Origin of the sequence: Rhodococcus koreensis (assembly GCF_017068375.1) — a bacterium.
GTDB classification, from domain to species: domain Bacteria; phylum Actinomycetota; class Actinomycetes; order Mycobacteriales; family Mycobacteriaceae; genus Rhodococcus_F; species Rhodococcus_F koreensis.
The window spans coordinates 1059491-1073561 of the sequence record NZ_CP070610.1; the positions used below are offsets into that span (position 1 = coordinate 1059491).

The window sequence follows — 14071 nt, forward strand, 5'->3', positions numbered from 1 at the left end:
CCATCACTCGGTCAGGCGTTGATGCCGAAGAGGCCGAGAACCCAGTTCCCGAGTCCCTTGGCGGCGGTTTCCGAGGTGGCGATGCCGACGAACGCGAGACCCACCAACGTCAACCCGCCGACGGTGAACACCTTCGACAGATTTCCGCGCAGGCCACCGGTCAGGACGACGCAGGCGATGACGACCAGGATGGTGAAGACGATGTTGTCCTCGATCCACTTCCTGAGCCCGCCGGTACTGACTTGCGTTACTTGGGCGACGATCGAAATGTCGGGGACGGGGGGAGCCGCGTTCGCGAGGGCGACGACGGTGGAAGCGATAACGGACATGCTGCCTCTCCAAAAGGGTGCGTAACCGAAATAAGCGAACGTGGTTGCGCGGGAACGTAGAAGAGATACACCGCCAGAATCAACGTGACCTGTGGATAACTTTTCGATCCGAGGTGACTTTGTTGCGGTGTCGTGCATGACGGTTGCAGAGGACAACGCGAGGACGAGCCCGAATGCCGGAAACCGTCTGGGCTGCTGGGCGTGTGCCGTCCAACCTTGCGTGCCGCTCGGGCGAGTGCTCGTGGCGCAGGCCCATCGTGCGATCTGAAAGCGACACGAACGCCTCGGATCGCACTGTCATGCAGCTGTGAATCGACTGGGCCCGGCGAGCCCGAACCGCTCCACGCCCGCGCGCATCGTTACTGCCGGTCGATTGGGAGGTGGTCGTGACGCCGCCAGAGAGGCGCAGCGGTACTGCGTGAGCAGGCCGCGACAGACGGTCGCGGATTCACCCGAGCCGAGAGCGCTCGCATTCGTCTCGCCGCCCGCGGGGGATTGACGCGATGTCGAGGAGGGCGGATTTCCGCGGTGCGGTGGGAGCGTTCGAGGGGCGGGTGAAACACCGTCCCCCTTCGGGGGTCACTCCCCGGCCCTTCGGGCCTAGGGGAGTGTACCTGGGAAAAAGGTTTCGCGTCAACCGATTTCAGATACGGCTGTTCACGCGCTATAGAGACCGCTTTGCGAAACGCTCCACGCAGCGGGTCAGTGACCCGCTCGGCTGCGGTGCCCGACCGCACTCGAGGGGCGGGTGAAACGGCGAGTGAAGGACGCCGAGTCATCCCGTGCCGGGACCGCTCGGTCGTGGGCTCGCCCGGTCGATTCGCCGCGCTTCCCTCTGCGACCGCCAGGCTGCTGTGAGGGGCGGTGACGCACCGATTCACGCAGCCGACTGACCGCCACTCTTGTAGTCGCAATAGGCTGGTGCCTCCGCGGGCGGCGGAGGCGCCACGAGCCCGCCGTGCATGCGCTCGCAAATGCGTGGTGGGAAGTCGCCCGAACGCGGAGATGCCGCGCAGCCACAAGCGATCCGGAAGATATGGGCAAGCGTGCTTGCATCATCCGACCGACACGAGCGTGCGCGCAGCGGCGCAGTGTCCCACACCAGGCGTGAACTGCACTTGGGCGAAGTTATCCACAGATCACGTTGAGAGAGATCACCCGCATCTGCCAGTGTGCGCATCCATCACATCCGACCGTTGTCGGAGGCGGCACAAATCAACCGGAAAGGGGAGGAGCGATGGCGCAGCGAGATCCGCTGAAAAACTTCCTCGTCGAACTGTTCGGGCCCGCACCCGGCACCCGCAACGGCCGCACCGGTCAGCCGACACCCGAACCCGCCGTCGGCACGTACCGAACCTTCGCCCCGGTCGCCGTCGCCGCCGCGGCCCTCGCGTTCTACGCACCCCAACTCGCCGACACCGCGATCACGGACTCGGTCGACCAAGCCGGTCAGTTCATCACGACGGTCCACGGGTACCGCTGGCCGCTCGGCGCCCTCGCCGCCGGGTGGAGTGTGCTCGACATCGTCCGGTGGCGCGGCCACCGACAACGCCTCGCGCTCGAAGCACAGCTACGGCAGACGACCCGGCACCTACCGGTCAAGGTGACCGTCGCGTTCCCACCCGGTATCGGTGCACTGCGCAGCGCCAAGATCCGACTTCCTAGGGGTGCGATCATCCGCCCCAAGGAGATGGACGAATTCACCACCGCGGTCCGCGGAGCAGCTGCCCGCACCGGCACACACACCTACACCGTCCGCCATCACGCGCACCGCGACCTGATCCTGATCACCCGCACACCGATCGAACCCGACACCCGCTCACCGCGCCACAAGGCCCTACAAACCGCGTTGTCCGCCGGCACCATCTTCAAAGAGCCCAACGTCACGGTCCACTCCTGCGACGAGGACGGAATCGAGACCGGCTACAAGATCACCTTCACCCCCTCGCTGAACAGCGGCGCCCGCGGCTTCCAGGCCAAGGTCGACGAAGCACTCGCCGCGCTCGCCGGCGACCACGAATCCGGCCGCACCTGGGCCACCGCATGGACCCCCGCCGAGGGCTACCTGATGATGTACCTGCGCGCACCGCTACCCACCCGCGTCGACCACCCCCTCGCCCTGGTCGACGAGAACCTCCGCCACCTGCCCTACGCCACCGGCGCCGCGAACCTGAGCCTGTACTGGGATGTCTCGACCAAATCGAACAAACCACACTGCCTGATCGTCGGCCCCACCGGCGGCGGTAAAACCTCCGTGATCCGCACCCTGCTCACCGAGGCCTCCCGCCGCGGAATCCCCTTCCTCGGCGTCGATCCGAAGATGATCGAACTCGACGGCCTCGAGGGCTACCCCGGATGCGCGGCCATCGTCTACGACGCCGTCCGCTCCGCGATGCTCGTACGCGCCCTGCACGCGGAAATGATGGCCCGCAACCACTACGTGCACGTGAAGAAGATCGAACCCTCGCAACTGCCGCTGCTGATCGCCGTCCTCGACGAATTCTTCATCCTCTCCGGCAAATGGCAGCGCCTGGCCAAGGACGAGGACGAGGAGATCCGCGCGCAGGTCAAACAGCTCGACCCGCTGGGGGCGTGGGCCGACCTCGCGGTCCTGGCCCGCTCGGCCGGCATCCGCCTGCTGCTCGGGGTGCAACGCCCGGACGCCTCCTTGTTCGGGTCGAGCTCGGGCAATGCCCGCGACAACTTCGGCACCCGGATCTCACTCGGCAACCTGTCGCAGGACGGCGCGCTGATGATGTGGGGCGACGCCCACGTCGGCCGCGAAGTGGACACCTCCATTCCCGGCCGCGGGGTGGTCACCGCCCTCGACGGTTCCCCGGTGGATGCGCAGATGTGGTGGACCCCGAATGTTGATCCGCACCCCAACAAATGGAACCAACTCTCCGACGAGGAGAAGGCGATCGTGCACGGCCTGGCTCCGATCGAGTCGCCCACGTTCGAATTCTTCTCCACGGAGCTGCGGAAATTCGTCGAAGCCGAGCGGGCACTGGCCAAGCGCGCGCGGGAGTTCGGCGACGCACCGGAACCGTCCGTCCTCACCGACTTCTCCACCGACCACGACACGGTCGACGACGAGGTCGCCGACGCTATCCCGGCCTCGGCGGTCACCGAGGGAATGGTCATCTTGCTCGATGACGACAACGGCCACCCGGTGCCCGTCACCGTCGACACGGTCGCGGTCGTGCGGGACAAGGACACCGGCGACGTCCTCGAAACCGTTATGTCGATCAACGCCGGCGAGCGGGTGAAAACCACCGTCCACTTCGACGCCACCGAGGTCGTGATGCTCCCCGAACCCGACACCGTCCTCACCGCATGAGACGGACGCCCCGACAACACAGGGACGGAGCGCACGCACACCACCCTCACCGCCCCTGATCCCACCGCCGCACCAACCCATCGAGAGGACCCCGACCCATGAGCCGCCGTATCTCCCAGTCGATCACCCCCACCACCGACGACGTCACCGTGCTGCGTGAACCGTTCGCGGCCAAGGGCGCCAACGACCCCGTCATCGCGGAACTGCGCCGGGTCCTCAAGGCGGCCGTCCCGACATGGCTGGCGAAGCTGACCGAGGAGCAGGAACTCACGTCGGGACGCCTCGAGGAAATCAAGGCCGCCGTGGCGATGCGACGCCAGATCATCGAGGCCCTCCCCGACGGCAAGGCGCGCTCCGACGCCCTCGACGCCCTCACCAAGGCCGAGAAGACCGTGGCCGACATGGACACGGAACTCGCGTCTGTCGGCGCCTTCGGCGGGTGAACCGCATGCACGAGTTCACCGTCGAGATCGTCTCCGACAGAGTTGCGCGTGTCGCCGGCACCGGCGACGAGCTGGTCGCCCCGGTTGGGAAGTCGATCCAGGACAGCATTTACGAATACAGCCAGAAGGTTGCCGTCGACGCCGGGGCGCCCGTCGAGGTCGCCGTCCACCGGTCCGGACGCTGCACCCAGGTCACCGTGGCACCCGACGGAACCGCGTCCCGGTCAGCCCCAACCGGCCCCATCCCGACGAGCGCCGACCGGGGTGAGGAACCAGCAAACGCCGACATGATCGCGGAGGAACCGGTCAGCCTCACGTCGGACGCACTCGGCGACACCGCTCACCCGGCACCCGATGACGCCGGGCAGGGGAGTGCTCCCCACCCCGCACACGATGCTCGCCGCCAACCGGTATCTGTCCTGGCGGCACCCGGAATCATCCCGGGAGCAACGGAACCGGCACGCACCGGGATACGGGGGCGACTCAACGCCGTCCTGGGCCTGAGCCTGTCCCCGAAACCCTCCTCGACCGAGATGCGACTGCGCGTCGCGGCCGCGACGATTGCCGGCCCAATCCCCGACTTCTCCACTATCACGGTGGCCAACACCAAAGGCGGGGTCGGCAAAACCCCGATCGCAGTCGGTCTTGCGCAGACACTGGCCACGCACCGCGGCGGCGCCACCGTGGTCTGCGCCGACCTGGCCGAGAGCGGCGGCAGTCTCGCCGACCGGGTCAGCGTCCCACCCCCCGACGAGCAGAACATCTTCGGGCTCCTCGCGGCCGACCAGGCCGCCACCGGGCACCTGCGGCCCTCGGCCCTCGGCCGGCATCTGACCCGGCAACCCTCCGGTGAGGACATCGTCGCCGGCCACCACGACCTCACTGCAACACAACACGTGGGTCTAAGTGGGGACGACGCTGCGGCACTGGCCTCGATCCTCGCCCACCACCGCGAGATCCTGGTCGCCGACACCGGGAACAACCCCCTCGCTGGCAGCTGGCAGTGGGCCGTCTCGGAGGCCGACGCCCTCGTCGTGCCCGTGCCTCTGCGCCGCGATGCCGCCACCACAGCGCACCGCATGCTCCTCGACCTCGCCACCACACATCCCGGCCGACTGGACCGGACCGTGGTCATCATCACCGATGGCCCCGGGGACACCCCGATGGTCGAATCCGACACCGTTGACGCATTCATTGCACTGGGAGTGCAGGTACTCCGCATGCCCTACGAGCCGCTGTTCGCCGGAGGGGAACGCATCGTCCCCCACCACCTGCGCCGCACCACCGCCGGCTCCCTGACCGTGATCACCGCGACCGTCGTCGACCTGATCACCAAAACCGGCTGACCTGAGCCGATCCTCCTCCGACAGCCACAACCGTTCGCCCACCGAGCTTGCACACACCCACCGACGAAAGGGAAGCACCATGACCGCCCCGAACCCCCACACCAGGAACCGAGCACACCACACCGGGCGCCACCGCCAGGCCGTGCGCCAGAGCACCACCGCCGCCCTCGTGGCCGCGTGCATCGCGGCAGGGATCTCCCTCGCCCCCAACGCGGCAGCGGCACCGGGACAGGCCGGCATCAACGACAACACCGGGCAAGCCGGCATCACCGGCGACGGCGGACAGGCCGGCGTCACCACCCCCACCCCGGCGCCGTCCCAGACCCCACAGCAGAGCTCCGAAGACGCTGGCACAACCGCGGACTGGGACACCTACATCCCGATCCCCACCGAGTACCAGAACGTGCCCACCCGCCAAGCACCCACATACACCGAGCCCACCTACTACAACGACACCCCGTTACCAGTAGGGGAGCAGCACGTACCCGAGGCCGATCAGGAACCCGAGATTGTCCCGGGACACGGCGGTCCGGTCGCACCGATCCAAGCCCCAGAAGACACCTACCGCTTCGGCTATCTCACCGGAGCCCGCCCAGACTGGCTGCCCAAGACCGAGGCCGACAAACTCAACAACACCAGCGCCATCCTCGAAGCTCAGGGCGCGACATTCTTCAACTCCCTCGGCGTCCCCACCACCCGCTCGGACCGCATGGCCGCCGCAGCCACAGCAGGTGCCGTCACCGCCGGTGTGGCCGGTGCGACCGCAGCTGGGGTCACCGCCGGTGCCGTGGGAGCCGCCGGCGGCGCACTGATCGGCCTCGCCGCCGGGACCGCCATCGGCGGGCCCGTCCTCGCCGGTCCGGGCGCCGGTACCGGCGCGATCATCGGCGGCCTCGCACTCGGCGCGCCCGCGGCCGTCACCGTCGGGGCGCTGTCCGCGGCAGGAGGTGCACTCGCGGGCGCCGCCTACGGGGCGGGCGAGAACCTCGGCGAGGCACCCGAACCCGCACCGGTACCGGCTCCCGAACCCGACCCGGCTGTCGATCTGCAGCCCGCCGCCCAGTTCGTCGAACACGTCACCCCCGCGGCAGCACAGGCCGTCGACACCGCCGCCACGACAACCACCGGTTCCGCTGCGATCGAGTGGGCCGACAACACCGCACCCGCCGTCACCGAGGCCATCGGCCAACCGGTGATCGATCAGGCCGTCGACGCCGGAACACAGACAGCAGCATGGGTGGCCGAACAGCCTGGCGGAAACCAACTGCTCCAGGCCGGCGCAGACCTACGCACCGCGATGCCCGCAGAGGTCGGCGCGCTCCTGTCGACCGTCGAAACCGCGGCGCACTGACCACGGAAAGGGGTTGCAGGTGAGGAAATACAGGCCGAACAGCGGAGCGCGGAAACCGACCCGGCATCCGGCAGTAATCGACACCCTCGGACCAGCACCCACTGCCACCACCCCGTCGGGCCGACGCGACACCACCTCGTCGTCCGGCGGGCCCGCCGCCACGAGCACACCGGCCCGACCACTCCCACCGCCGAAATCAGAGAAGCCTGGGCAGCGGCGAGTCGGCACCAAGACCGCCATCGGCGCCGTGATGGTTCTCGCTGCGGCAGGCACCGTCGGCTGGACCGCACTGCGGGTCGGCGAGCCCGAAAACACCACTCCAGGCGCCCCAGAGACACCCCAACAACCCGAAACGGTCACAACTACCCCCGCGGCGAACTCCGATCCCGCAGAAAGCCTCTCAGCCGCACCCCGCGGTGACGAGAACCAGTGCCAGAGCGACCGCGGCGACCAGAAGACCGGAACTGGGGTGATCGCCGCATTCGAACACGCCTACTACGTGCTCCGATCCGGCCAAGCCGTACGCGCCCTCGCCGCACCAAGCTCACCGCTCCCGACGGCCGACACGATCCAAGCAGGCATCGACACCGTCCCACTCGGCACCAACTACTGCCTCCGCACCATCGAAACCAACGACAACCACTACACGCTCGTCCTCACCGAGATGCGACCCGGCGAACCCGCCACGCAATTCACCCAGACGATCACCACCACCCACGTCGCCGGGCGCTGGTTGATCGACGTGATCGCGTGAACACCGACACCCGGCATTGCATACCCACCGGAGGCGCCACCTCGCCGCAGCCGCAGCCGCAACTGCAGCCACAACCGCAGCCGCCCCGGCCCACTGCGTACTTCGCCGACCGTCGTTGCAACGAGTCCATCCCCGTGCGCCTCGAGTTGCGCCGACGTGCAGCTCGAGGCGCAATACGACGCAACGCGGGCAACCGCCACCGTGTCCTCTGCACAGAATTGCGCCCGACGGCACACCACGCAAGCAGCAACGCTTATCCGTTTGCGCACGCCGCGCTCGAGCCCGCCGACGTGCACTCGTCCCGAGCAAACGGGAGAATGCGTTGCGCAATTACCACAGCACGACCCGAACCCCACGAAAGGCCTACCCCCGATCAATTGCGCGCTTCGGTTCGGCCGGGCAAGAAAGCAGGATGTGCCCGCAACCGGATTGCGCACGCCCCAAGACACACATTGCGCACACATTGCGCACTCACCGCCGGCCGCAACAGGTACGCAACGGCGTTCGACCCGACCGCGCCCGCACACGCACGCCAGGCGCAACGCCGCGACTACCAACGCTTCGTTTCCGCAACCCGCGAACGCCACCTCGCCGCAACCTGCAACATCCTCAACCCACATACGCGCAATGAACCCTCGGCCAGTGAGCGCGAGCGCAAGCTTTCGCGTTTCGTCCGCAACGCCACGGCAACGCAACGGCATGCGCCACGGTGTCCGTGCCCGCTCGCGAAATCCGCAATCTGACAGCGACCGGCGCGGCACTGCCGCGCGCCACGACCAACCCGGAACCGGAAGGACCATCCGAACATGACAGACCTCAACCTCCGCGCCGCACGAATTCAGCTCCACGCCCTGATCGCCGCATTGCTCATTGCGATCATCATTGCGGTGGGCATCACCATCGGTGCGTTCGTTCTGTCCTTCGCGGCGCAACGAGACCTTGCGCAACAGGCGGGCATTCCGCACTGGCTCGCTTGGATTTTCCCGGCCATCGTGGATGGTGCAATTCTCGGTGCCACGATTGCGGTCGTTGCGCTGAGCAAGATCAGCGGCGGTGCCGCCGGGAAGAAATTCTTCCTGTCCCTCGCCGTCGTCGTCGTGCTCATCAGCGTGTTCGGCAACGCCTATCACGCACATCAGGCTGGTCTCCGAGCTGCCCGCGCTGTCACAGCCGGTATCGACCTCGGCTACACACCACTGTCGCCGACCGGTGCCTCACTCATTGCGATCATCCCGCCCTTGCTCGTCCTCGCCTTCACACATGGCGTCGGCGTCCTCATCAAGGCAATCGGGTCCGCGTACGCCGAGTTCAATGTGCTCGCACAGTCGCTTGCCTTCGGCGGCGGCGATGCAATGCTGGTCAACAACTCCGACTGGGTCGTTGCCGGGGATGATCGCGTGGAGGCGAGCGTTGCAGCAGTTGGCAACGTCGGCGACGTTGACGCAAGCGCGGTTGCCGCGGACTGCGAGGTTGCGAAACATGCTGCTGCCACCGCAATGACCGAGGCACACGGTGAACCCGGGATGCGGGCGGCAGAGCCGACTACCGCGCAACTGTTGGCGTTCATCGAGGAGAGCAGTCTCGATCCGCTGGTGAAGAAGACGGCTCGAATCAAGATCACCGAACCGGCCACGACCTGGGGTCAGCTCGCCGATGCCACCGAGGCAAAAGCCCCGAGCACCGCGCTTCGCCGGTACAACAAGGCCGTCGCAGCCGCGGTCAATGCAGGATTCGCGATCCCACCGCTCCCTGCCTTCGACCGGCATGACGACCTCACTAACACCCCGGTGTCCCGGGAACGCAACGGGTCCCTGATCAGCTTGTGCAACCGGATGGTCAGTGCGCACTGCTAAACCCACCACGGCGTGAGATGCGGCGCTCCACGGGCACGCCCGCACAGGACGAGGTCGGCCGCAGCCCACCGATTTGCATGCGGCTGCCGCAACGCCACCGGTGCCTCCGAAAGCCGTTGCGCAACGTCCACCGAGAATGATGTGGACATTAGCGCCCGACGCAATCGAGGCATTTGCCGGCCGCGACGAAGCCGGATAACTCGATACCGGCGCAACATCGTTTTTCGCAGGGATCGAGGCCCGCACTCATGGACTTGCATGAACCGGACGCCACATTGACCGGGGTGCGAACTCGGCACAGCGGTGACCATCTCGACGGAGGCCCATAGACCGTGGAGTTATCCACAGGTCACGTTGATCTCACCGTACTAACCGACCACTGTGGGCACTCACCTCGACGCGAGCGCAACCGGCAGGGGCCACTGTTGTGCTCACCGAACGGTGATCCACCCCAGTCCGCCCGGTAGATGAGGTGCCAATGCCCGCCACACGTCCGACCGCCCAACGCACATTCGCAGCACTGGTCACCGCGACGGTCGCCACCGGAGCCGCAGCGGTGACCGTCCCGGCGGTGGCGCACGCGGACCCGGCCAGATGCGCATCGACATTCAACCTCTTCATCCCCGGAACCTGGGAAACCAACGAGCATGCCGACCCCTCCGTTGCGGTCGGCATCCTCAAACCGATCGCCGACACCATCACAGCTACCCACGGTGACCGCGCGGAGGTCTACACCCTGCCGTATATGGCCCGCGCGTTCGACAACGGAAAGACCTACGCCGACAGCAAGTCCGACGCACGCACCAAAGCAACCAATGTGCTGACCGACATGGCAAGCAAGTGCACGCGAACGAAGTTCACGATCACCGGATACTCTCAGGGCGCTGACGCGGCCGGCGATCTCGCCTCCGACATCGGTAACGGCAAGGGCCCCATCCAACCCGATCGAGTACTCGCGGTCGGCCTGCTGGCGGACCCCGGCTCGGGCACCCAGGGTGAAGCCGTCGTCGGCCCCCGCGCCGCAGGCACCGGCATCGCCGACCCCCGCCCGCAGGGAATGGGCCAGCTCTCCGGCCGGGTCGCCTCCATCTGCTACACCGGCAAGGACCTGTACTGCTCCATCCAGAAAGGGACAAGCCCGCTCCTCGGGTCGCTCGGCTCCATCCTCAGCAAGACGCCCAGCACCGACCTCGGGGCGCCCGCCCCCGACGGAAGCACTGGCATCGCTCAGGCATTGACCGCGGACTTCTCCCAAGCCGATCTGCCAGCACTCGGCCGCAACGCCACCACATTGGCGCAACAAAGCAACGCAGACACGATCGACGTCGGACAGCTGGCGAACTCCGCGACGTCCCTGATGCATACCCTCAGCCCGATCGCGGATCTGATCGCGACCGGCGCAGCGAATTCCGCTGCCACCGCCCACCTGACCACCGCAGCACCGGGAACCGCTGAACACGCCGCCGGACAGCTCCTAACCGCCGCGTCCCAGGCCGACCTGTCGAATGCGGTGACCACCGCGAGCAAACTCGCCGACACCGCTTCGGCGTTGGTCCAGTCCGGCGCAGCCACCGTGCCAGCCACCTCGCCGGAGGCGACCGCACTGACCAACGCAGCAGGAACACTGAGCGCACAGGTCGCGCCGCTGACCGCCACACCCGCCGACGCTCTCACGGCCGCATCGAGCGTGCTGGCGGTCCTCAAGCCGAGCGTCGTCGTCGGCCAAGTACTCAACGTGGTGACCGGCGTAACCGCACTCGACTTCCCCGGAATCCTGCACAACCTGACGGTCCTCCCGCAGACGGTTGCCGCGCTCGACGCACACGGGGCGCACCAGATCGCGGGGGAGTTGAACAACCAGTTCGCGCCGTTGGTCACACTCGCCGCGGGCGTCGACCTTCGGTGGGTCTCACAAATCCTCTCGGTCATCCCGGACCCCTCCGGGTTCACCCAGATCGCAGCCCTGGTGACCTCGATCCTGGCCAATGTCGATGTCATCCGGCTCGCCAACCTGATCGGCCAGATCCAGGAAATCGCCTGGGCCGCCGTGGAGAAACTCCTCCCACCACCAGGGCAGGCGCCCGACCCGCTCGGCGCCGGAGCCGCCATGACCGGACTGCTGCCCGTCGGCCTCGACATCACCTCGGTCGCGGTGAACATGCTCACCGGCAAGGCCACCAAAACAAACCCGGCCCTCCTCGGCAAACAAGCCCACACTGCTCCGACCCCGATCAACGCCCCAGCGCAGAATCTCGACCTGAATGGACTGACCGGATCGCTGACCACCATCGCCCACTCCCAAGGTGCCGGCGACCTCGCCGCCCTGGTCTCCGAAGGGTTGAACGCCGCATCATTCTTCACCTCCAGCGCCCACACCGACTACAACCACCTCGTCGTCGACAACGCCGGCCGCACCGCCATCCAATGGCTCACCGACTGGCTCAACCTCCAGATCGACCGGGGCGCGTAGCCGCCTTCTACGAATGGTCCTGCACGTGAAAAGAGGCGAAACACCATGGCCCTAACTCGGTCACACAATCCCGCTGCCCGGTGGATCTGGTGCAGGCGCTGCAAACTCCGAAGCTACCTTGCCCGATCCGACGCCAAGAGCGTCCGCAGACGCCACCACGGATCGAAAGGTCTCTCGGTGTTCCCCTGCCCCCACAATCCCGGCCAGTACCACGTCGGACACCGCCCCACCGCCCTCACCCACGGAGCCATCGACCGCCGCAGACTACGTAATCAAGCACTCAAAGACCCCGGGCCAGTCACCGACCGGGACCCACCTCCAACGCGTTAGCGCAGCGACGGCATCCACCCACCGAAGACTTCGACACATGCGCATCGAAGAAGGAGATCCTATGCGGGCACCGAGGAGGAAGACTCACCGATCAGTCGACCCTGCCGTGCTCCGAACGACGCGGTCGATCCTACGCAACGTTTGGCGATACTAAACCCAACAAGGAACAAAAAAATGACCTCCTGCCACATTCATGCCGGCCATGCGGATTCGCCGGTCATCTTGCACGTCCCGCATGCCTCCCGCTCCATCCCCGAGACGGTCCGTGCCGGAATGCTCCTGACCGACGACGAGTTGCAGCTAGAGCTGGACGAATCGACTGACACCGCAACAGATCACATCGCCATCCGTGCTGCGGAACTTCTCGCATCCGGGCGCCCGCGACCCTGGCTGGCCACCAACGAGTTCTCCCGCCTCGTCATCGACCCCGAAAGATTTCCCGGTGACGACGAGCCCATGAACGCCGTCGGCAGGGGAGCGGTATACACCCGCACCTGCAACCGCGCACCGCTGCGGCCCGAACCCGCCACGGACGCACAACGCCTCATGGACACCTACTACCGGCCCTACGCCGCCACGCTAACCGACCTGGTCGACGACCGGATCACCAACACCGGCGCAGCCGTCATCATCGACGTCCACTCCTACCCGCAACACCCCTCCCGATTCGAGAACCCCAACAAGTCCCGCCCAGCGCTTTGCCTCGGCACCGACGACTTCCACACTTCGAATGAACTCCGCGAACAGGCACTCGACGCGTTCGCCCCGCTCGGCGACATCGCCACCAACACCCCCTACGGCGGCTGCTACGTCCCCCTCAACCGCTACCAGCACGACCCGCGGGTGAGCGCCGTGATGATCGAACTCCGCCGCGACCAGTACCTCACAACGCCGAGCGTCGCGAACCCGGCCAAGGTGGACTCACTCGCCAGCATGCTTGCAACCCTCGTCGCCCACTGCACTCCGAAAGTGGCCGCCGACTGATGTGCCAGCCAAAACCCGGACCACGCTGCTCCCCACACCTGCGCATCCGACTCACCCGCGCCCGAACCAAATTGAACGATGCACTCCACGCACTAGCTGAAGATCCCGACAACAACACCCTCAAACAACGCGTGCGACGAGCCGAAGCCGCCGTCGCAGAACATACCGCGCTATACGACTCCACCCCCACCGGTCAGAACGAACTTCGCGAAGCAATCGCACACGAAAACAACGACACTTCTCGCAACCTGCTCAACCAACGACTGGCCGCCGCTGAAGCGTTGCGCGCACAACAGATACACGCGATGCACAATAGTCAGCAGGACCCAACCACAAAGGACAATCACCATGAGCAACGAACCAACGCTGACCCAGGAACAACGGGAAGCGTTCTGGCGTCTACACGGGTGGCGCCCGAACCTGCCGGACAGCAAGCGCCGGGAGATCGAGCAGTACTGGACCGACCCGGAGATCGTGGAGGCCGAAGCCCTCGGATTCTGATCTCCGGTCGCGAGATCACTCCCATCGCCGAACACACTCTCTCATCGCACATACGCGAGCGACTAGTCGCAAAAGGTGTCAGCACACCCACGCTGTACGAACTCGACCGACACGACGCAGATCTGTATCGAGAGCAGATGCTCGCACTCCGAAACAACAATCCCTACGCGGCCTCTGTCTACGTCTACGACACTCACGAGTACCGCGGAATGCGGATACTCGTCACCGACTTTACCGACCGCAGACGCCGGAATACGCCTTTGACCTGCGCTGATGCGTAGCTTACATGTTAGCGATGATGTCTTGGTGTTGGTCGACGCCGGCGTGTTGGACCAGGTTTGCCGAGTCGAGCTCGGGTTGGTCGAATGCC

The 14071-nt window shown here is 66.4% G+C and carries 10 protein-coding genes; 9 read left to right on the forward strand and 1 reads right to left on the reverse strand.

Annotation, left to right across the window (positions count from 1 at the left end; genetic code table 11):
• Positions 1-11: 11 nt before the first annotated feature.
• Complete coding sequence (locus JWS14_RS45765) at positions 12-329, reverse strand: hypothetical protein (RefSeq protein WP_206016796.1); 318 nt, start codon at positions 327-329, stop codon at positions 12-14.
• 1237 nt (positions 330-1566) lie between these two features.
• Here JWS14_RS45765 and JWS14_RS45770 point away from each other — a divergent pair.
• The 9 genes from JWS14_RS45770 (at position 1567) to JWS14_RS45810 (ending at position 13701) form a co-directional block, all read left to right on the forward strand.
• A complete protein-coding gene (locus JWS14_RS45770) occupies positions 1567-3669 on the forward strand; it encodes an FtsK/SpoIIIE domain-containing protein (protein ID WP_206016797.1) in 2103 nt (700 codons plus the stop codon).
• Positions 3670-3767: 98 nt separating this feature from the next.
• A complete protein-coding gene (locus JWS14_RS45775) occupies positions 3768-4112 on the forward strand; it encodes a hypothetical protein (protein ID WP_061697875.1) in 345 nt (114 codons plus the stop codon).
• Positions 4113-4117: 5 nt separating this feature from the next.
• Positions 4118-5458 (forward strand): nucleotide-binding protein, encoded by a 1341-nt coding sequence (locus tag JWS14_RS45780; protein WP_206016798.1) that lies wholly within the window; start codon positions 4118-4120, stop codon positions 5456-5458.
• A 79-nt stretch (positions 5459-5537) separates the two neighbouring features.
• A complete protein-coding gene (locus JWS14_RS45785) occupies positions 5538-6809 on the forward strand; it encodes a hypothetical protein (RefSeq protein WP_206016799.1) in 1272 nt (423 codons plus the stop codon).
• A 19-nt stretch (positions 6810-6828) separates the two neighbouring features.
• Positions 6829-7563 (forward strand): DUF8176 domain-containing protein, encoded by a 735-nt coding sequence (locus JWS14_RS45790; protein ID WP_206016800.1) that lies wholly within the window; start codon positions 6829-6831, stop codon positions 7561-7563.
• Positions 7564-8369: 806 nt separating this feature from the next.
• Positions 8370-9416, forward strand: a complete 1047-nt coding sequence (locus JWS14_RS45795) for a DUF2637 domain-containing protein (protein WP_206016801.1) — start codon at positions 8370-8372, stop codon at positions 9414-9416.
• Positions 9417-9894: 478 nt separating this feature from the next.
• A complete protein-coding gene (locus JWS14_RS45800) occupies positions 9895-11886 on the forward strand; it encodes a cutinase family protein (protein ID WP_206016802.1) in 1992 nt (663 codons plus the stop codon).
• A gap of 504 nt (positions 11887-12390) precedes the next feature.
• Positions 12391-13200 carry an N-formylglutamate amidohydrolase gene (locus JWS14_RS45805; protein ID WP_206016803.1) on the forward strand — a complete coding sequence of 270 codons (810 nt, stop codon included), beginning with the start codon at positions 12391-12393 and terminating at the stop codon, positions 13198-13200.
• 348 nt (positions 13201-13548) lie between these two features.
• Positions 13549-13701 (forward strand): hypothetical protein, encoded by a 153-nt coding sequence (locus tag JWS14_RS45810; protein WP_167114954.1) that lies wholly within the window; start codon positions 13549-13551, stop codon positions 13699-13701.
• Positions 13702-14071: the final 370 nt, after the last annotated feature.

What these genes read in the sequence shown, in the direction of transcription:
- JWS14_RS45795 (WP_206016801.1), top strand. Translation starts at nt 8,370, where the DNA reads ATGACAGACCTCAACCTCCGCGCCGCACGAATTCAGCTCCACGCCCTG.
- JWS14_RS45780 (WP_206016798.1), top strand. Translation starts at nt 4,118, where the DNA reads ATGCACGAGTTCACCGTCGAGATCGTCTCCGACAGAGTTGCGCGTGTC.
- JWS14_RS45810 (WP_167114954.1), top strand. Translation starts at nt 13,549, where the DNA reads ATGAGCAACGAACCAACGCTGACCCAGGAACAACGGGAAGCGTTCTGG.
- JWS14_RS45785 (WP_206016799.1), top strand. Translation starts at nt 5,538, where the DNA reads ATGACCGCCCCGAACCCCCACACCAGGAACCGAGCACACCACACCGGG.
- JWS14_RS45775 (WP_061697875.1), top strand. Translation starts at nt 3,768, where the DNA reads ATGAGCCGCCGTATCTCCCAGTCGATCACCCCCACCACCGACGACGTC.
- JWS14_RS45765 (WP_206016796.1), bottom strand. Translation starts at nt 329, where the DNA reads ATGTCCGTTATCGCTTCCACCGTCGTCGCCCTCGCGAACGCGGCTCCC.
- JWS14_RS45800 (WP_206016802.1), top strand. Translation starts at nt 9,895, where the DNA reads ATGCCCGCCACACGTCCGACCGCCCAACGCACATTCGCAGCACTGGTC.
- JWS14_RS45770 (WP_206016797.1), top strand. Translation starts at nt 1,567, where the DNA reads ATGGCGCAGCGAGATCCGCTGAAAAACTTCCTCGTCGAACTGTTCGGG.
- JWS14_RS45805 (WP_206016803.1), top strand. Translation starts at nt 12,391, where the DNA reads ATGACCTCCTGCCACATTCATGCCGGCCATGCGGATTCGCCGGTCATC.